The organism is Streptomyces tendae (genome assembly GCF_014650435.1).
Taxonomy (GTDB): Bacteria; Actinomycetota; Actinomycetes; order Streptomycetales; family Streptomycetaceae; genus Streptomyces; species Streptomyces tendae.
Genome location: NZ_BMUY01000009.1, coordinates 189,215 through 207,615 on the forward strand (window position 1 = coordinate 189,215; position 18,401 = coordinate 207,615).

Genomic DNA, 18,401 nt, shown 5'->3' on the forward strand with positions numbered 1-18,401 from the left:
CCAGGGACCATGTCCCTATGAGGGCATAAGCTGGGGTTATGAGCAGGGGCACGGGCAGCGATACGGGCGGCGGCACGGGCGCCGGGGACGGCGGGCACGACACCCGGACACGGCACGCGGCGGGCTCGCTGGCGCACCGGGTACCGGACCTCGGTGCGATGGAGCTGCTGCTGGCGGTGGCGCGCCTGGGCAGCCTGGGCGGGGCGGCCCGCGAGCTGGGCATCACCCAGCCGGCCGCCAGCAGCCGCATCCGCTCGATGGAACGGCAGCTGGGCGTCGCCCTGGTGGACCGCTCGCCGCGCGGCTCCCGGCTCACCGACGCGGGCGCCCTGGTCACGGACTGGGCGCGGCGGATCGTGGAGGCCGCCGAGGCGTTCGACGCGGGCGCGCAGGCGCTGCGGGACCGGCGGGACTCGCGGCTGCGGGTGGCGGCGAGCATGACGATCGCCGAGTACCTGCTGCCGGGCTGGCTGGTCGCGCTGCGCACCCAGCTGCCGGACACGGCGGTGTCGCTGCTCGCGGGCAACTCGACGGCGGTGGCGGAGCGCCTGCTGGCCGACGAGGCCGACCTCGGCTTCGTGGAGGGGGTGAGCGTGCCCACCGGCCTCGACTCCGCGGTCATCGGCCACGACCGGCTCATCGTCGTGACCGCTCCGGGTCACCCCTGGGCCCGTCGCAGGCGCCCGCTGAAGGCGGCGGAGCTGGCTGCCACCCCGCTGATCCTGCGGGAGAAGGGCTCGGGCACCCGGCAGGTCCTGGACGCGGCGCTGGGCGGCCTGGCCCGCCCCCTGATCGAACTGTCCTCGACCACGGCGGTGAAGGCCGCCGCGGTGGGCGGCGCCGGTCCCTCCGTCCTCAGCGAACTCGCCGTCGGCGAGGAGCTGACCACCCGGCGCCTGGTGAGCGTCCCCGTGGCGGACGTCGTCCTCGCCCGCGACCTGCGAGCGGTGTGGCCCACCGGCCACCGCCCCACCGGACCCGCCCGCCAACTGCTCTCCCTGACCCGGGCGTAGGCGCCCGACCGGGTCCGCCTCCGCGCCGGTCGCACCGACGAGGCCGTCGGAGCCCGCCCGCCCCGCCCCGCGCCCTCGCCCCGCCCCGCCCCGCTTCACCCCGCACCGCGCCTCGCCGGCCCGGTCGGCCTGCTCGTACCGTGCCCTTCGGGGTCGGGCCCGCGCCGTTCCCGTCGGTGGTCCGAGGCGGGTACCCCGGCGGAGCCACTCAGCCCGCCCGCGCCGCCGCCACCAGGGCGCCCATCACCCGTACGTCCTCGCCCATCTCCGGGTGCCACTGCACGCCCAGGACCCAGCCGGGGGCGGAGGGCAGCTCCACGGCCTCCACGGTGCCGTCCGCCGCGTGCGCCGACGCGACCAGGCCGGTGCCGAGCCGGTCCACCGCCTGGTGGTGGTACGTCGGCACGAACGCCTCCTCCGGCACGGCCGCGGCGTACAGCGTCCCCGGCACCGGCCGGACCGGGTGGCCGCCGAACACGCCCACCACCTCGGCGTGCCCCTCGATGTGCTGGACGAGGGTGCCGCCCAGGGCGACGTTGAGCAGCTGCATGCCCCGGCAGACGCCCAGCAGTGGGACGCCCGCGGCCAGCGCCGCCTCGATCAGCGCCAGCTCCCAGGTGTCCCGGGCCCGGGCCGGCGGACCGGTGCGCGGATCGGGCTCGGCGCCGTAGCGGACCGGCTCCACGTCCGGGCCACCCGCGATCACCAGCCCGTCGAGGCGGGCGACGGTCGCGACGGCGTGCCCCGGCGCGTCCGGCGGGAGCATCACGGCCAGGCCGCCCGCCCGTTGCACCAGCCGCGGATACCCGGCCGGCAACAGGGCCGCCTCCAGCTCCCACACGCCCCAGCGCGCGCCGGGCTCCAGGTACGTACTGACACCGATCAGCGGCCGCTCGGCCATCCGTCCTCCAGGCAATGATCCGTTCCCATACCTTTGCCTCAGGATGCGTTCACGGCAAGGCGTTCACGTCAGGAACCCGCGCAGCAGCGCCGCCGTCCCCGCGCAGTGCTCCCGGGCGATCTCCCGCGCCCCGTCCGCGTCTCCGTCGAGCACCGCCTCCACCAGCGCGGCGTGCTGGCGCTGGGAGTGCTCCAGGTTGCGCACCAGCAGCGGGATGCAGTCCAGCAGGTCGTTGAGGGTGGCGCGGACCGCCGCGTACTGCGCCGCCAGCGCCGGCGAGCCGCACAGCTCCGCCAGCGTGAGGTGCAGCATCGTGTCCAGCCGCCGGTACTGCGCCAGCGGGGCCTCCCGCGTGGCGGCCAGCGCCGCGCCGAGCCGCGCCGCCCGCGCCTCCGTCAGCCCGTGCGCCGCGCACAGCCCGGCCGCGCCCACCTCCAGCACTTCCCGGAAGCGCAGCACGTCCTCGATGTCGACCCCGGCCACCCGGCGCCGCAGCTCGTCCTCGCCGGCCGCGTCCGCCCGGGGCAGCACGAACGTTCCGCCGTAGCGCCCCCGCCGAGCCTCCACCAGCCCCTGGTCCTGGAGCACCCGCAGCACCTCGCGCAGCGTCACCCGGCTGATTCCCAGCCGCTGCGCCAGCTCCCGCTCGGCCGGCAGCCGCTCGCCGCCGGCCACCAGGCCCAGCCGGACGACCTGGAGGATCTGCTCCAGCGCCTCCTCGAAGCCGTTCCCGGCCCGCACCGGTCGCAGCACCGGCGCCAGCCGGTCCGCAACGCTCCCGGCCCTCCCGCCGGATTCCTCCCGCACGCGGCCGCGCCCCCTTCCCAACCAAAGGTTCCCGGCAATACCTTATGGCTCCCGGCCAGAAGGAGGCTCTCCCCGTGGCAGACCGCACACCCCCGCTCCGGGTCGAGGAACTGCACGCCCTCGTCGCCGCCGGTGACGTCGACACCGTCGTCCTGGCCTTCCCCGACATGCAGGGCCGCCTCCAGGGCAAGCGGTTCGCCGCGCGCTTCTTCCTGGACGAGGTCCTGGACCACGGCACCGAGGGCTGCAACTACCTCCTCGCCGTCGACGCCGACATGAACACCGTCGACGGCTACGCCATGTCCTCCTGGGACCGCGGCTACGGCGACTTCGCCATGCGCCCCGACCCGGCCACCCTGCGCCGGCTGCCCTGGAACGAGGGCACCGCGATGGTCGTCGCCGACCTCGCCTGGGAGGACGGCTCCCCGGTGCTCGCCGCGCCCCGCCAGATCCTGCGCCGCCAGCTGGAGCGGCTCGCGGGGCACGGGTACACCGCGCAGGTCGGCACCGAGCTGGAGTTCATCGTCTTCCGCGACACCTACGAACATGCCTGGGACGCGAACTACCGCGGCCTGACCCCGGCCAACCAGTACAACGTCGACTACTCCGTCCTCGGCACCGGCCGCGTCGAACCCCTGCTGCGCCGCATCCGCAACGAGATGGCCGGCGCGGGACTCACCGTCGAGTCCGCCAAGGGCGAGTGCAACCCGGGCCAGCACGAGATCGCCTTCCGCTACGACGAGGCCCTGGTCACCTGCGACCAGCACGCGGTGTACAAGACCGGCGCCAAGGAGATCGCCGCCCAGGAGGGCATGTCCCTCACCTTCATGGCCAAGTACAACGAACGGGAGGGCAACTCCTGCCACATCCACCTCTCGCTCGCCGACGCCGACGGCCGTAGCGTCATGGCCGGCGGCCACAAGGGCGGCATGTCGAAGGTCATGCGGCACTTCCTCGCCGGACAGCTGGTGGCGCTGCGCGAGTTCTCCCTCCTCTACGCCCCGCACATCAACTCCTACAAGCGCTTCCAGCCCGGCTCCTTCGCCCCCACCGCCGTCGCCTGGGGCCACGACAACCGCACCTGCGCCCTGCGCGTCGTCGGCCACGGCCGCTCGCTCCGCTTCGAGAACCGCCTCCCCGGCGGCGACGTCAACCCCTACCTCGCGGTGGCCGGCCTGGTCGCGGCCGGACTGCACGGCGTCGAGCAACGCCTGGAGCTGCCCGAACCCTGCCCCGGCAACGCCTACGCCGCCGACTTCGAACACGTCCCCACCACGCTGCGCGAGGCCGCCGAGCTGTGGGAGAACAGCACCCTCGCCAAGGCCGCCTTCGGGGACGAGGTCGTCGCCCACTACCGCAACATGGCGCGCGTCGAACTGGACGCCTACGACGCCGCCGTCACCGACTGGGAACTGCGCCGCTCCTTCGAACGCATGTGAGGCCCACTTGTCCCACGAGTCCCACGAGTCCCACGAGACGTACCAGTCCCACGAGTTGTACGAGTCGCACGAACTGGCCGTACTCAACCCCGCCACCGAAGAGGTGGTCGCCACCGTCCCCGCCGCCTCCGCGGCCGACGTGGACGCCGCCGTCGGCCGCGCCGCACGGGCCCAGACGACCTGGGCCGCCCTCGCCCCCGGCGACCGGGCCCGGCTGCTGCGCCGTTTCGCCACCACCGTCGACGAGCACCTGGAGGAGCTGGCCCGCCTGGAGGTCCGCCAGGCCGGACACCTCCTCGGCAACGCCCGCTGGGAGGCCGGCAACGTCCGCGACCTGCTCGACTACGCCGCCGGGGGAGTGGAGCGGCTCACCGGACGCCAGATCCCCGTCGCCGGCGGCCTGGACGTCACGCTCCTGGAACCTCTCGGTGTCGTCGGCGTCATCGCCCCGTGGAACTTCCCGATGCCGATCGCGGCCTGGGCCACCGCGCCGGCGCTCGCGGCGGGCAACGCGGTCCTCCTCAAGCCCGCCGAGACGACCCCGCTCACCGCGCTACGCCTGGCCGAACTCGCCCTGGCGGCGGGCCTTCCCGAGGGCCTGTTCCAGGTGCTGCCCGGACACGGGCCCGTCGCGGGCGACGCGCTGGTCGAACACCCGGACGTCGCCAAGGTCGTCTTCACCGGGTCCACGGCCGTGGGCCGGCAGGTGGCCGCCAAGGGCGCCGCCCTCCTCAAACCCGTCACCCTCGAACTCGGCGGCAAGAGCCCCAACATCGTCTTCGCCGACGCCGACATCGAGGCCGCCGCGGCCGCCACCCCCATGTCCTTCCTCGACAACAGCGGCCAGGACTGCTGCGCCCGCACCCGCATCCTCGTCCAGCGGTCCGTGCACGACCGCTTCCTCGAAATCCTCGCCCCCGCGATCGAGGCCGTCCGGGTCGGCGACCCGGCCGACGAGAACACCGAGATGGGCCCGCTGATCTCCCGCGCCCAGCTGGAGCGCGTCCGCTCCCACGTCCCCGCCGACGCCGCAGGCATCCGCGGCAAGGCGCCCGAGGGCGGCCCCGGCTTCTGGTTCCCGCCCACCGTCCTCACCGGCGTCGACGCGCACGCGCGCGTGGCCGTCGAGGAGGTCTTCGGGCCCGTCGCCGTCGTCCTGCCCTTCGAGGACGAGGCCGACGCGATCCGCCTGGCCAACGCCACCGCCTACGGCCTGTCCGGTTCGCTGTGGACCCGGGACGTCGGTCGTGCCCTGCGGGTGTCGGGCGCGGTGCGCGCCGGGAACCTGTCCGTCAACTCCCACGCCAGTGTTCGCTACTGGACGCCGTTCGGCGGCTTCAAGCAGTCCGGCCTCGGCCGGGAGCTTGGCCCGGACGCGCTGACCGCCTTCACCGAGACCAAGAACGTCTTCATCAGCAGCACCCCATCGAGCACGGAGGGCCCCGCACAGTGAGCGAAGACATCGTCTGCCGCAGGCTCGTCGGCCGTACCGCGGTCGTCACCGGAGCGGGCAGCGGCATCGGCCTCGCCACCGTCCGACGACTGGCCTCCGAGGGCGCCCACGTCGTCTGCGGCGACGTGGACGAGACCCGGGGCAAGGCCGCGGCCGAGGACACCGGCGGCATCTTCGTCAAGGCCGACGTCACCGACCCCGAGCAGGTCGAGGCGCTGTTCGCGGCGGCGTACGACACCTACGGCAGCGTCGACGTCGCGTTCAACAACGCCGGTATCTCGCCGCCCGACGACGACTCCATCCTGGAGACGGGGCTGGAGGCGTGGAAACGGGTCCAGGAGGTCAACCTCACCTCCGTCTACCTGTGCTGCAAGGCCGCCATCCCCTACATGCGGCGCCAGGGCCGGGGGTCCATCATCAACACCGCGTCCTTCGTGGCCCGGATGGGCGCGGCCACCTCGCAGATCTCGTACACCGCGTCCAAGGGTGGCGTCCTCGCCATGTCCCGGGAACTGGGCGTGCAGTTCGCCCGGGAGGGCATCCGGGTCAACGCGCTGTGCCCGGGACCGGTCAACACCCCGCTCCTGCAGGAGCTGTTCGCCAAGGACCCGGAGCGGGCCGCGCGCCGCCTCGTGCACATCCCGGTGGGCCGGTTCGCCGAGGCCGAGGAGATCGCCGCCGCGGTCGCCTTCCTGGCCAGCGACGACTCCTCCTTCGTCAACGCCACCGACTTCCTGGTCGACGGCGGGATCTCCGGGGCGTACGTCACACCGCTGTAGATCCCCGCGCACGGCGTCCTACAGTGCCGGGATGAGCATGACGCCGCCGCCCGGCTGGTACCGCGACCCGTCGGCCCCGCACCAGGAACGGTGGTGGGACGGCACGGCCTGGACGGAGCACCGCCGCGCTCCCGAGCCCGTCGGGTACGGGCCGGCGGTGGGCCAGGCCCCGCAGACGGGGCAGCCGCCGACGCCGATGTACCAGCCGGTGCAGCCCGGCCAGGCGGCGACCGTGCCCCTGTCCTCCGGCGGAGCACCGGGCGGACCGGGCGGCGGCGGACGCGGCAAGGCCGTCGCCCTCATCGCCGCCGCGGCCGTGCTCGTCGCCGCGATCGTCACCGGCGTGTTCGTCCTGGGCGAGGACGACGGCGGCAGCCCGCGGACGCAGCCCCCGCCCGTCACGGCGACCGCGACCGACCCCGCGCCGGTCAGCGACCCGCCGTCCCCCTCGCCCACCGCCTCCGCACCCTCCGCCGACGACCCGGCCCTGGTCGAGGACCAGCTCAACGGCGTCACCTTTCCGCTGCCGGACGGCTGGGTCCGGCCCAAGTACGTCGCCGAGGACGACGTCATGATGACCACCGACGGCACCTACGACTGCCCTGCCGACGGCAGCGTCTGCCGGCACGGCCTCGTCGTCTCCCGCACCGTCACGGCGAACGCCGAGTCCTCCCCGAAGGTCCTGGCCCAGCAGGACATCGAGGACGCGGCCGACGACGCCTACGACCGCGACCTGATCGGCAACAAGCCCTTCGGCGGCATCGAGTCCCACGAGGAGATGGCGTCCGGCCCCGTCGCGGTCGCCGGACGCGCCGGGTACTACGTGCGCTGGCGGGTGAAGACGGCCAAGGGGCCCGGCGGCTACGTGCAGTCGATGGTGTTCCCCTCCACCGTCGGCACCGAGTCCCCGATCCTCGTCCGCTACGTCTTCGACGCCGGCGAGGACGGGCCGCCGCTGGCCGACATGGACACCATCACCAAGGGCATCCGGCCCATCGGCGACGCGGACACCGGTGGCGGCGTGGGCAGCGGCATCGGCCCGACGGACTGACACCGACACCGACCCGCCGGAGGGCTCCCCGCTACAGGAAGGTGTGCCCCTCGCCCCGGTACGTCGGCACCGTCGCCGTCACCGCGTCCCCTGCCACCAGGTGCAGCGCGTCGAACCGCTCGCACAGCTCCCCGGCCTTGGCGTGCCGAAACCACACCTTGTCGCCGATGAGCAGGTCGTCGGCGGGCGAGCCCAGCAGCGGCGTCTGCACCTCGCCGGGCCCCTCCTGGGGGTCGTAGCGCAGCCCCTCGGGTAGATACGGCACCGGCAGCCGGTCGGCGCCGGGCGCGCCGGAGGCCGGGTACCCGCCGCCGAGCACGGTCACGACCCCGACGCCCGGCCGCCGCACGACGGGCTGGGCGAACAGCGCCGCCGGACGACCGCTGAACGACGTGTAGTTGTCGAACAGCCGCGGCACGTACAGCCCCGACCCGGCCGCGATCTCCGTCACCGCGTCCTCGGCGGCGGTGTGCTGCACGCTGCCCGTACCGCCGCCGTTGACGAACTCCAGGCCGGACACCACGGCCCGGACCGCCCGCACCACGGCCGCCCGCCGCTCGGCGAGCTCCCGGCGGGCGGCGGCCTGCATCAGCCGTACGGCACGCGACCGGAACGGACGTCCCGCCACCGCGTCGCCGACCCCGGCGACATGCCCCTCGTACGCCATGATGCCGACGACCTCGAACCCCGGGCGGCGGGCCACCGCGCGGGCCAGGTCGGCGACCTCGGCGGGGGAGTGCAGCGGCGAGCGCCGGGCGCCGACCCGCACCCGGCCCCCGAGCAACCTCAGCGAAGTGTCCAACTCCAGGCACACCCGCACGATTTCCCGCCCGCCGTCGCCGTCGCGTGCCGCGTCCACCAGGTCCAGCTGCGCCACGTCGTCGACCATCACCGTCACGGCGGAGGCGAGCTTGGGATCCGCGGTCAGCTCGGCGTACCCGACACGGTCCGCCGACGGATAGGCGAGCAGCACGTCCTCGAAACCGGAGCGCGCCAGCCACAGGGACTCGGCCAGCGTGAACGACATGACGCCCGCGAAACCGTCCCTGGCCAGGACCCGTTCCAGCAGCGCACGACAGCGTACGGACTTGCTGGCGACCCGGATCGGCTTCCCGCCGGCCCGGCGGACCAGGTCGTCCGCGTTGGCGTCGAAGGCATCCAGGTCCACGATCGCCACGGGGGCGTCCAGATGGGCGGTGGCCCGGTCGTAGCGGGCCCGGTCGGCGGCGCGTCCGGTCATGACGGAAGCCTGCCAGACAGGATTACCGCAGGGTAGGGGGACGATCCGGGCCAATGCCACGGGCGTGCGGACTGGTTCCCCCTCCGGCGGGGTCACGCCGTAGAGTGACGCGCACGCACGGCGGGCCCGGCCCCGGCGGCAGGGCCCAGGAGCCCGCGCCGGGATGGCGGTCCCCCCGAGCGGGTATGCGTGCCCGGGACGGATCGGTTCCGCGCCGGGCCGGGCAGGAGACCGCGGTCAGGACCACCGTCTCCCGCCCGTGTCGGAGAAACGGGCCGGGCCCGAGGAAACGGGGGGTGCATGAGCACGGAAGCGCGCCGCGCCTCCCTTCCCCCGCATCCCGCAGCACCGCCCCGCCCACAGACCCCGCCCCGCCCCGAGGCGCCGCCGCGCACGGACCCCGGACCGCCTCCCGCATCCGCGCCGGGCACGAACGAGACGCCCCGACCGGACGCCGCTGCCGGGCCGTCGGCGCCGCCGCGCCCGGGGACCCCGCCCCGTCCCGGTGTTCCTCCCCGCCCGGCGCAGGCGCCGGCGGGGGAGCGCGGCGAGGCCACGGAGCCGGGAGGGGCGCCGCGGCGTACCGGTGAGGCCGGCGCAGCCGCACCCACGGCGGGCCGTGACGGCCGTGGGGGCACGTCCACGGCCCCGGACGACGGCCGGGAGGGGGACGCCACGGGTCCCGGTGCCCGGACCCGCTACCCGCGCTTCCGGCTCGGCGACTCCCGGTCCGCCGACGGTGCGCCGCCGCCGAGCGCCTCGGTGCCGCCGCCGAGCGCGGTCGCCCTGCCGCCCAGTGCCTCCGCTTTGCCGCCCAGCGGTGCTGCGCCGCTGCCCGACGTTGCCGCCCCGCCGTCCAGTGCCTCCGTGCCGCCGTCGGGTGCCGCTGTGCCGCCGCCCAGTGGCTCCGCTTTGCCGCCCAGGGGTGCTGCGCCGCTGTCCAACCTTGCCGCCCCGCCGTCCAGTGCCTCCGTGCCGCCGTCGGGTGCCGCTGCGCCGGCGTCCAGTGCCGCCGCCCCGCCGCCCAGCCCCTCCGCCCGGTTCCCCGACGCCGCCCCGACCGTCGGCCGGGACGCCCTGCGCGGCGGCGCGGCGCAGGTGCCGTTCCGGCGTCCCGGTGCTCCCGCACAGACCCCGACGGAGACGACCGCGCGCCTGCGCCCGATCCCGGCGGCGCCGGAAGCGGAGACGGCGGCCGGAACGGACGTTCCAGCGCCCCGGGCGGCCGTCCCGCCAGCCGGCCCCGCCGCCCCCCGCACCCCCGACCCGGCCCTCTCCTGGAGCACCCCGCACGACCCCCGGCCCCTGGTCTCCTTCGGGGAGCCCGAGGGGTACGACGGACTGGCCCGGCCGCGTCCGCTCGGCGGCCGTCCGCGGCCGCAGGCGGTCGCCGCCGCCGTCTGCCTCGTGCTCGGGGTGGGTCTCCTCACCGGCGCCGTCACCGGCAGCTGGCTCGCCGGGGACTCCGGGGACGACGGCGCGCGCAGTGCGTACACCGAGGCCGGGGACCTGTGGCACAGCGTGCCTGTCGACCAGCTGTTCCCGCCCACCCTCCTGGGCAAGGGCGCCGGGCCCGGCGGAGCCGACCGCACCTGGACGCGGGTCGCCGTCGCCCCGGACGGCGACTGCGCCGGCGCCTTCGACCGGCTCCTCGCCAAGGCGCTCGACCCGGTCGGGTGCTCGCGCCTGCTGCGCGCCACCTACACCGACGCCACCCAGAGCCACGTCACCACCGTCGGCCTGCTCTTCACCAAGGCCGACGCCGCCGCCATGACGGCGCTGGCGGACCGGTTCGAGAAGCAGGGCCTGGGCCGCCGGGAGGACCTCATGCCCCTGCCGTACGCCGCGAAGGACACCGTCGCCGCGGGCTTCGGCGCACCGCAGCGGGCCTCCTGGACCGTCTCCGTCCTCACCGACGCCCCGGTCGTCGTCTACGCCGTGTCCGGGTGGGCCGACGGCCGCACCGTCGACGACCCCGAACCCGCCGAGGAGGCCATCGAGTCCGGCGCCGCGTCGGCGCCCGCGCAGGCCGGTCTCGGCCACGAGGCGAAGGGCCTCGCCGACCGCGTCGAACGTGCCCTGCGCAAGAACATCGGCACGCCCACGGAGCACCCGTCGTGACCCCCGCGGACCTCCGCCGCAGGACCGGCGCCCTGAGCCTCTTCCTGGCCGCCGCCCTCGTCCTCGCCCCGGCCCCCGCCGCGCACGCCGACGGCATCCGCGCCCAGCAGTGGGCCCTGGACGCCATGCACACCCAGCAGGCGTGGCGCACCACCAAGGGCGCGGGCGTCACCGTCGCCGTCCTGGACACCGGTGTCGAGGCCGACCACCCCGACCTGGTCGGCAACGTCCTCACCGGCAAGGACCTGGTCGGCTTCGGCGCGAGCGAGGGCGACCGCTCCTGGGCCCGGCACGGCACCGCCATGGCCGGGATCATCGCCGGCCACGGACACGGCACCGGCAACACCGAAGGCGTCATGGGCATCGCCCCGGAGGCCAGGATCCTCCCCCTGCGGGTGATCCTGGAGGACGGCGACCCCTCCCGCGCCAAGGCCCGCAAGACCCGCGGCAACGCGCTGGCCGAGGGCATCCGCTGGGCCGCCGACCACGGCGCCGACATCATCAACCTCTCCCTCGGCGACGACTCCGCCTCCGCCCACCCCGAACCGGCGGAGGACGAGGCCATCCAGTACGCCCTGAAGAAGGGCGTGATCGTCGTCGCCTCGGCCGGAAACGGCGGCGAGAAGGGCGACCACATCTCCTACCCGGCCGCCTACCCGGGCGTCATCGCCGCGACCGCCGTCGACCGCTACGGCACCCGCGCCTCCTTCTCCACCCGCCGCTGGTACGCCACGGTCAGCGCCCCAGGCGTCGACGTGATCATCGCCGACCCCGACCACCGCTACTACGAGGGCTGGGGCACCAGCGCCGCCTCCGCCTTCGTCTCCGGGGCCGCCGCCCTGGTGAAGGCGGCCCACCCGGACCTGACCCCGGCCCAGGTCAAGTCCGTCCTGGAGGACACCGCCCGCAACGCCCCGGCCGAGGGCCGCGACGACTCCCGCGGCTTCGGTTTCGTCGACCCGGCCGCCGCCATCGAGGCGGCCGGACGGCTGAAGCCGGAGGGGCTGAAGGCGGCGGCGTACGGCGAGAAGTACTTCGGCCCGGGACCGGACGCCCCCGCCTCCGACGACGACACCTCCGCCTGGGCCGCCCCGCTGGCGGGCAGCGCGGGCGGCGTCCTGGTGGTCGCGGCGGTGGTCCTGTGGCGCGGGCGCCGCGAACGCCACGAAGACATCTGAGCGCCCGGAGGGGCCCCTAGGGGGTGTCGTCCGCGAGCACGGACACCGCCGCCCGTGCCGCCGCCTCGGTCAGCGAGATCCCCTCCGCCTGCGTGCCGCTGCCCCGGGACACCACCGCCAGCAGGTAGCCGCGGCCACCGCTCGCCACCCGCCCGACGCTGTTGACGACCCACAGGCCGGTGGTGCTGCGCCGCAGCCAGCCGTTCTTCAGCGCCCACGCCGAACCGTCCGTCCCCGCGGCCGCGTCGGCCGCCGCCGACACACCCCACCCCTGACCGTCGGCGATGTGCTCCATCAGTCCCCGCACGTACGCGCGTGAGCCCTCGCTCAGCACCGAGCCGTCCGCCACGAACACCTGCCGCAGCAGCGTGACCTGGTCGGCGGCGGTCGTCTGGGTCAGGCCCCACAGCGGGCCCTGGCCGCCCTCGGTGTCGGTCAGCCCGAAGCGTTCGTTCGCGGCGTCGAGCCCCTCGGCCGTCCCGATCGCCCGCCACAGCGCCGACGCCGAGTCGTTGTCGCTGTTCTCGATCATCGTGGTGGCGTACGACTTCTCCGAAGCAGTGAGGGAGCGCCCCACGTCCTGTGCCTGCAGCAGCAGCGCCGCCAGGATGTCGACCTTGACGATGCTCGCCGTGTCGAAGGCGCCGGTGCCGTACGAGGCGCCCTCACCCGAGTCCGGGTCCAGCACGGCCACCGACACCTCGGCGCCGTCCGCCACCGGCACCGACGCCATGGCGGCGGCCAGCCGCGCGTCGCCGTCGACCCCCGGTTCGACCGGTTCGACCGTCTCCACCGATGCCTCCCCGCCCGAGGGTGCCGAGGCCGACGACGATACGGCGCCGCCCGCGCCCGGGCGTGCGTGGCCCTGCCAGTACACCGCGCCGGTGGCCGTGGCGCCGACGACGGCGAACGCGATCAGGGCGGACCACACCCGGGCACGCCGCCGCCGGGTCCGCCGCGCCCGCCGGGCTCTGGAGGATGCCATGGCGGCGATCGTCCAGGCGCTTGCTGTGCCGATCGTTTGGCGGAGGTTAAATCCCGGTCAGAGATCCCTGAGAGGCTGGTGAGGAGCGCCGAACGCGCACCCCGATAGGGTCGGGGACCGTGGCCGACAAGAACATCCCCGATTCCGCCTTCGCCGACGACGACGGCTCCGCCGACCCCCGGCTGAGCGCCGCGCTCGCCGCCTGGGCCGAGGACCGCGCCGCCGTGGGCCCGGTCCTCGAGGCACTCAAGGGCGCCCGGCTGCTCGTGCCGGTCGTCGCCGTCCTCGGTGAGGTGGAGGAGGACGAGAACGGGCTGCGCCGGGAGAAGACCAGCGACATGGCCGTACCGACCCTGAAGGCCGGCGACCGCACCGCGCTGCCCGCCTTCACCTCCACGGAGTCGCTCGCCCGCTGGGATCCCGCGGCCCGTCCCGTCGCCGTACCCGTGCACCAGGCACTGGAGGCCGCCGCGCACGAGAAGGCGGACACCGTCGTACTGGACCTGGCGGGCCCGGTGCCGTTCGAGCTGACCGGAGCGGTGCTGCTGGCGCTGGCCGAGGGACGTACGACGACCGACCCGCTCGCGGACCCTGCCGTGGCCGGGGCCGTGCGCGCCGCCCTGGCCGACGAGCCCACCGTGCTCCGCGCCCACCTCGGTCCGGGCCGGGCCGACGGCACGCTGGCGCTGGTCCTGGACCCGGCCGCCGACGCGGCGAAGGCCGCCCGTGCCGTCGCCGAGCGGCTGGCGGCCGACGACACGCTGAGGGCCCGCCTGGTGCGCGGCCTCGACCTGGCACTGCTGCCGGCCGAAGCAACGCCGCCGGGCGAGCCCTTGTACGTGCGGGGACGGCTCTCCGGGTCAGCGGGCGGCGGTCAGCCGTAGACCGCGCCCGTGTACTTCTCGCCCGGACCCTGGCCCGGCTCGTCCGGGACCAGTGAGGCCTCGCGGAAGGCCAGCTGGAGCGACTTCAGACCGTCGCGCAGCGGCGCCGCGTGGAACGAGCTGATCTCGGTCGCCGTCGCGTCCAGCAGACCGGCCAGCGCGTGCACCAGCTTGCGGGCCTCGTCCAGGTCCTTGTGCGCGTCGCCCTCCTCGGTCAGGCCCAGCTTCACGGCGGCGGCGCTCATCAGGTTGACGGCGACCGTCACGATCACCTCGACCGCCGGAACCTCGGCGATGTCGCGGGTCATGGCGTCGAAGTCGGGATTCGCCGCGGATTCAGGAGGGGTCTCACTCATGTCGCACACGATAGGCGCAGCGGGGGCGCGGGCCCCACGCGGACTCGGTTAGCCCTTCCCCCGCCGAGCTGCTAACCTTGTGTAACGACCGGCCGGACACGCACGCCCACGGCAGCGGATCCGGCCCACAAGTGGAGGTTTCGAACTCCCACCTGGCCGTCCTGCGGACGGCGGGTCACCGGTCAGGCGGTCTCGTCCCACGGCGATGACCAGCCCGAAGTCGCGCCCCGCGGTCATCGCGGCGGTGCTCCGGTAGCAGTTCGAGGAGCCCCGCCTGTGATCGTCCGGGGCATTTTTTGTGCGCCGGCGCGGTTAGGTCTAACGAACACAGACGTTACGCGGCTGTCCGCCAGACCGTCGCGTGGTGCTACCGAGGAGGATCCATCAGCGCCGAGCCCCGCATCAACGACCGGATTCGCGTTCCCGAGGTGCGACTTGTCGGTCCCAGCGGCGAGCAGGTCGGGATTGTCCCGCTTGCCAAGGCCCTGGAGCTTGCGCAGGAGTACGATCTCGACCTCGTCGAGGTCGCGGCGAACGCCCGTCCGCCCGTGTGCAAGCTCATGGACTACGGGAAGTTCAAGTACGAGTCGGCCATGAAGGCCCGTGAGGCGCGCAAGAACCAGGCGCACACGGTCATCAAGGAGATGAAGCTCCGGCCGAAGATCGACCCGCACGACTATGACACCAAGAAGGGTCACGTCGTCCGGTTCCTCAAGCAGGGCGACAAGGTCAAGATCACGATCATGTTCCGTGGTCGCGAGCAGTCCCGGCCGGAGCTCGGTTACCGACTGCTGCAGCGTCTCGCGGAGGACGTCCAGGATCTCGGCTTCGTGGAGTCGAACCCGAAGCAGGACGGCCGAAACATGATCATGGTTCTCGGTCCGCACAAGAAGAAGACCGAGGCGATGGCCGAGGCCCGTCAGGCGCAGGAAGCGCGCAAGGCGGACGCGAAGGCCAACCCCGGCAAGTCGCAGAACGCCGCGGAGGCCGACGACGTCGCGGAAGCCGAGGCCCCGGCCGAGGCACCCGCCGAAGCGTGACCCCGGGGGACCGCCAGTCCCCAGGACACAACCGATACAAGAGCGACGCTCCACACCGTGCCCGGTTTCACGACCGGGCACCGGAGCGCCACCGACGAGGAGAGAACGGCACTATGCCGAAGAACAAGACGCACAGTGGTGCCAAGAAGCGGTTCCGGGTGACCGGTTCGGGCAAGATTCTGCGCCAGCGTGCCAACCGTCGCCACTACCTCGAGCACAAGTCCTCGACGCTGACCCGCCGCCTGGCCGGCACCGTCGAGCTGGCGCCGGGCGACGCCGCCAAGGCCAAGAAGCTTCTCGGAAAGTAGCGCGCACCCTGCCGTGCAGGGCGCAGCTGATAACCGGGACCAAGCCGTTCTCGGGTCACCGAGTGACCCAGCTACAAGGAGTTAACAAGTGGCACGCGTCAAGCGGGCAGTCAACGCCCACAAGAAGCGCCGGGCGATCCTCGAGCAGGCCTCCGGCTACCGCGGTCAGCGTTCGCGCCTGTACCGCAAGGCCAAGGAGCAGGTCACCCACTCGCTGGTCTACAACTACAACGACCGCAAGAAGCGCAAGGGTGACTTCCGCCAGCTGTGGATCCAGCGCATCAACGCCGCTGCCCGCGCCAACGGCATCACGTACAACCGCTTCATCCAGGGCCTGAAGGCCGCCAACGTCGAGGTCGACCGCAAGATTCTCGCCGAGCTGGCCGTCAACGACCCGAACGCGTTCGCCGCGCTCGTCGAGGTCGCGCAGAAGGCGCTGCCGAGCGATGTGAACGCGCCGAAGGCGGCGTGACGCTGCGCTGGCTTGAGCCGTAGTTGAAGGGACCCGCAGGCTGGAGCCTGCGGGTCCCTTCGGTTGCCGTCGTTGGGTTCGTTGTCTGCTGCGGGTGCGTTGTGGCTGGTCGCGCAGTTCCCCGCGCCCCTTTGGGGCGCGTTGCAGTCCACGACGATTCAGATGTGAAGGTGAGCAAGAGTGCGTCCTGTCAGCCCCGAGCTGATCTCCCCCCGGTCCCCCCGTGTCGCCGCCGCGCGGCGGCTTGGGAAGCGGAACTTCCGGGGGAAGGAGCGGCTGTTTCTGGCCGAGGGGCCGCAGGCCGTGCGGGAGGCCGCGGGGTACGGGGAGACGCTGGTCGAGCTGTTCGCGACCGTGGAGGCCGCGGAGCGGTACGCCGACATCGTCGGGGCCGCGCGTGACGTCGGTGCCCGGGTGCACCTCGCCGCCGACTCGGTGATCGAGGACATCTCCACCACCGTCACCCCGCAGGGTCTCGTCGGGGTCTGCCGGTTCCTGGACACGCCCTTCGAGGAGATCCTCGCCGCCCGGCCCAAGCTGGTCGCCGTCCTCGCGCACGTGAGGGACCCCGGCAACGCCGGGACCGTGCTGCGCTGCGCCGACGCCGCCGGGGCCGAGGCGGTGGTGCTCACCGACGCTTCCGTCGACCTGTACAACCCCAAGGCCGTACGCGCCTCCGTCGGCTCCCTCTTCCACCTTCCGGTCGCCGTCGGCGTCCCCGTCGAGCGGGCCGTCGCCGGGCTGCGGGACGCCGGGGTACGGGTGCTGGCCGCCGACGGCGCGGGCGAGGACGACCTCGACACCGAGCTGGACGCGGGCACCATGGGCGGGCCCACCGCCTGGGTGTTCGGCAACGAGGCATGGGGGCTCCCGGAGGAGACCCGCGCCCTCACCGACGCCGTCCTGCGCGTCCCGATCCACGGGAAGGCGGAGAGTCTGAACCTCGCGACCGCCGCCGCCGTATGTCTCTACGCGTCGGCGCGTGCACAGCGTGCCGCCGGAGGGTGCCGCTCCGTCACCGAGAGCTAGTAGGGTGACCAGCTCAAGGCCCCTGCGCGGTTGAGAGGTGGGGTACGGGGATGAGCGTCGGCACGAGCAGCGCACCGGGAGCACGCCGGGTGCCGCGCCCGCCCGCGCCCCGCACGTCCGGCGATCCCGCCGACCTCGGCCTCGACCCGGACCAGCTGCCCGACGGCCTGGTCGTCGCCGACGAGCACGGCCGGGTGGTCTGCTTCAACGCCGCCGCCGTCCGGATCACCGCCACCCCCGCCGCCGAGGCCCTCGGGCAGCCCCTGGAGAGCGCCCTGCCGCTGGAGGACCTGGAGGGCCGCCGCTGGTGGCAGCTCACCGACCCCTACGGCGGCCTCGCCATCCGGGTCCGGCAGCCCGAGCGCAACCTGCTGCTCCCCGGCGGACGGGAGGTCCTGGTCACCGCCCGCTATGTCCGCACCGAACGCCTCGGCCCCGTCCACCGCGTCGTCGTCACCCTGCGCGACACCGAGGCCCGCCGCCGCACCGAGCGCAGCCACGCCGAGCTGATCGCCACCGTCGCCCACGAGCTGCGCTCCCCGCTCACCTCCGTCAAGGGCTTCACGGCCACCCTGCTGGCCAAGTGGGAGAGGTTCACCGACGACCAGAAGCGGCTGATGCTGGAGACCGTCGACGCCGACGCCGACCGCGTCACCCGGCTCATCGCCGAGCTGCTCGACATCTCCCGGATCGACTCCGGCCGCCTGGAGGTGCGCCGCCAGCCCGTCGACATCGGCGCCGCCGTCGGCCGGCACATCCAGGCGTACGTCGCCTCCGGTCTGGAGGCCGACCGATTCCTGCTCCGCCTCGCGCAGCCGCTGCCCGACCTGTGGGCGGACCCCGACAAGGTCGACCAGGTGCTGAGCAACCTGCTGGAAAATGCCGTGCGGCACGGCGAGGGAACCGTCACCATTGACGTCACGCCCACGGCGTCCCCCCGCGAAGGGGAGGACACCGGCACGTCGGTCACGGTGAGCGACGAGGGGGCGGGCATCCCGGAGGAATCCATGAACCGCGTCTTCACCCGCTTCTGGCGGGGCAGCAAACGCGGTGGCACCGGCCTCGGGCTGTACATCGTCAAGGGCATCGTCGAGGCCCACGGCGGCACCATCACGGTCGGCCGCGCCCCCGGCGGCGGCGCCGAGTTCCGATTTACGTTGCCCGTGGCGGCACCGGCCTACCTCACCTGAGAGACGACCGAGGCGACCGACGACCCCCACGGGCGCAATCAGCGATCCACAGCCCCGTTAGACTCGGTCTTTGGCACCTTTGCGTCCAGATCCGCAGACGAAGCGCAGACGAAGCGTCTCCGCCGCGTCCGAGGACCGTAGACGGGGCGTCCCAG

The 18,401-nt window shown here is 74.1% G+C and carries 19 protein-coding genes; 13 read left to right on the top strand and 6 right to left on the bottom strand.

Features of this window, described 5'->3' with window-relative positions; genetic code table 11:
- Window positions 1-38 precede the first annotated feature (38 nt).
- On the top strand, window positions 39-1,013 hold the full coding sequence (locus IE258_RS24100; RefSeq protein WP_189746686.1) for a LysR family transcriptional regulator: 975 nt from the start codon (window positions 39-41) through the stop codon (window positions 1,011-1,013).
- Between the two features lie 208 nt (window positions 1,014-1,221).
- On the opposite strand, the gene IE258_RS24105 is transcribed toward IE258_RS24100, so the two are convergent.
- Both IE258_RS24105 and IE258_RS24110 read right to left on the bottom strand, forming a co-directional pair.
- Window positions 1,222-1,914 carry a gamma-glutamyl-gamma-aminobutyrate hydrolase family protein gene (locus tag IE258_RS24105; RefSeq protein ID WP_189746688.1) on the bottom strand — a complete coding sequence of 231 codons (693 nt, stop codon included), beginning with the start codon at window positions 1,912-1,914 and terminating at the stop codon, window positions 1,222-1,224.
- Between the two features lie 63 nt (window positions 1,915-1,977).
- A complete protein-coding gene (locus IE258_RS24110; protein WP_189746690.1) occupies window positions 1,978-2,721 on the bottom strand; it encodes a FadR/GntR family transcriptional regulator in 744 nt (247 codons plus the stop codon).
- A 74-nt stretch (window positions 2,722-2,795) separates the two neighbouring features.
- On the opposite strand from IE258_RS24110, the gene glnA4 reads away from it, so the two are divergent.
- Genes glnA4 through IE258_RS24130 form a run of 4 tightly spaced genes read left to right on the top strand, consistent with a single transcriptional unit; the run spans window position 2,796 to window position 7,443 of the window.
- The gene (glnA4, locus tag IE258_RS24115) at window positions 2,796-4,160 is read left to right on the top strand and encodes a gamma-glutamylethanolamide synthetase GlnA4 (RefSeq protein ID WP_189746692.1); all 1,365 of its coding nucleotides are present in this window, start codon (window positions 2,796-2,798) and stop codon (window positions 4,158-4,160) included.
- A 55-nt stretch (window positions 4,161-4,215) separates the two neighbouring features.
- Window positions 4,216-5,613: an aldehyde dehydrogenase family protein gene (locus IE258_RS24120; protein WP_189747008.1), complete on the top strand. Its 1,398-nt coding sequence runs from the start codon at window positions 4,216-4,218 to the stop codon at window positions 5,611-5,613.
- Entirely contained in the window at window positions 5,610-6,392 is a 783-nt protein-coding gene (locus tag IE258_RS24125; RefSeq protein ID WP_189746694.1) for a 3-oxoacyl-ACP reductase, read from the top strand. The genes IE258_RS24120 and IE258_RS24125 overlap by 4 nt, the downstream gene beginning before the upstream one ends.
- A 37-nt stretch (window positions 6,393-6,429) precedes the next feature.
- Window positions 6,430-7,443, top strand: coding sequence for a DUF2510 domain-containing protein (locus IE258_RS24130; protein WP_189747011.1), 1,014 nt, complete (start codon window positions 6,430-6,432; stop codon window positions 7,441-7,443).
- Window positions 7,444-7,474: 31 nt separating this feature from the next.
- Here the strand turns inward: IE258_RS24130 and IE258_RS24135 are convergent, their stop codons facing one another.
- Together IE258_RS24135 and IE258_RS24140 are read right to left on the bottom strand one after the other, a co-directional pair.
- Window positions 7,475-8,683, bottom strand: a complete 1,209-nt coding sequence (locus IE258_RS24135; protein WP_189746696.1) for an amino acid deaminase/aldolase — start codon at window positions 8,681-8,683, stop codon at window positions 7,475-7,477.
- A 698-nt stretch (window positions 8,684-9,381) separates the two neighbouring features.
- Entirely contained in the window at window positions 9,382-9,627 is a 246-nt protein-coding gene (locus IE258_RS24140; RefSeq protein ID WP_189746698.1) for a hypothetical protein, read from the bottom strand.
- A gap of 28 nt (window positions 9,628-9,655) precedes the next feature.
- Between IE258_RS24140 and IE258_RS41330 the strand changes: the two genes are divergently transcribed.
- On the top strand, window positions 9,656-10,804 hold the full coding sequence (locus IE258_RS41330; protein ID WP_229892382.1) for a hypothetical protein: 1,149 nt from the start codon (window positions 9,656-9,658) through the stop codon (window positions 10,802-10,804).
- A complete protein-coding gene (gene mycP / locus IE258_RS24150) occupies window positions 10,801-11,982 on the top strand; it encodes a type VII secretion-associated serine protease mycosin (RefSeq protein WP_189746700.1) in 1,182 nt (393 codons plus the stop codon). Before IE258_RS41330 ends, mycP begins: the two co-directional genes overlap by 4 nt.
- A 16-nt stretch (window positions 11,983-11,998) precedes the next feature.
- Here the strand turns inward: mycP and IE258_RS24155 are convergent, their stop codons facing one another.
- The gene (locus tag IE258_RS24155) at window positions 11,999-12,967 is read right to left on the bottom strand and encodes a serine hydrolase (RefSeq protein WP_189746702.1); all 969 of its coding nucleotides are present in this window, start codon (window positions 12,965-12,967) and stop codon (window positions 11,999-12,001) included.
- Between the two features lie 119 nt (window positions 12,968-13,086).
- On the opposite strand from IE258_RS24155, the gene IE258_RS24160 reads away from it, so the two are divergent.
- Entirely contained in the window at window positions 13,087-13,851 is a 765-nt protein-coding gene (locus IE258_RS24160; RefSeq protein ID WP_189746705.1) for an SseB family protein, read from the top strand.
- Here IE258_RS24160 and IE258_RS24165 read toward each other — a convergent pair.
- Window positions 13,842-14,207, bottom strand: a complete 366-nt coding sequence (locus tag IE258_RS24165) for a DUF1844 domain-containing protein (protein WP_159325348.1) — start codon at window positions 14,205-14,207, stop codon at window positions 13,842-13,844. The genes IE258_RS24160 and IE258_RS24165 overlap by 10 nt on opposite strands.
- 383 nt (window positions 14,208-14,590) lie before the next feature.
- Here IE258_RS24165 and infC point away from each other — a divergent pair, with 383 nt between their 5' ends.
- The 5 genes from infC (at window position 14,591) to IE258_RS24190 (ending at window position 18,246) form a co-directional block, all read left to right on the top strand.
- Window positions 14,591-15,247: a translation initiation factor IF-3 gene (gene infC / locus IE258_RS24170; protein ID WP_159325588.1), complete on the top strand. Its 657-nt coding sequence runs from the start codon at window positions 14,591-14,593 to the stop codon at window positions 15,245-15,247.
- 113 nt (window positions 15,248-15,360) lie between these two features.
- Complete coding sequence (rpmI, locus tag IE258_RS24175; protein ID WP_159325346.1) at window positions 15,361-15,555, top strand: 50S ribosomal protein L35; 195 nt, start codon at window positions 15,361-15,363, stop codon at window positions 15,553-15,555.
- Window positions 15,556-15,643: 88 nt separating this feature from the next.
- Entirely contained in the window at window positions 15,644-16,027 is a 384-nt protein-coding gene (gene rplT, locus IE258_RS24180) for a 50S ribosomal protein L20 (RefSeq protein WP_003977226.1), read from the top strand.
- Window positions 16,028-16,207: 180 nt separating this feature from the next.
- Entirely contained in the window at window positions 16,208-17,056 is an 849-nt protein-coding gene (locus IE258_RS24185) for a TrmH family RNA methyltransferase (RefSeq protein ID WP_189746707.1), read from the top strand.
- A 50-nt stretch (window positions 17,057-17,106) separates the two neighbouring features.
- Window positions 17,107-18,246 (top strand): sensor histidine kinase, encoded by a 1,140-nt coding sequence (locus IE258_RS24190; protein ID WP_189746709.1) that lies wholly within the window; start codon window positions 17,107-17,109, stop codon window positions 18,244-18,246.
- Window positions 18,247-18,401 lie beyond the last annotated feature (155 nt).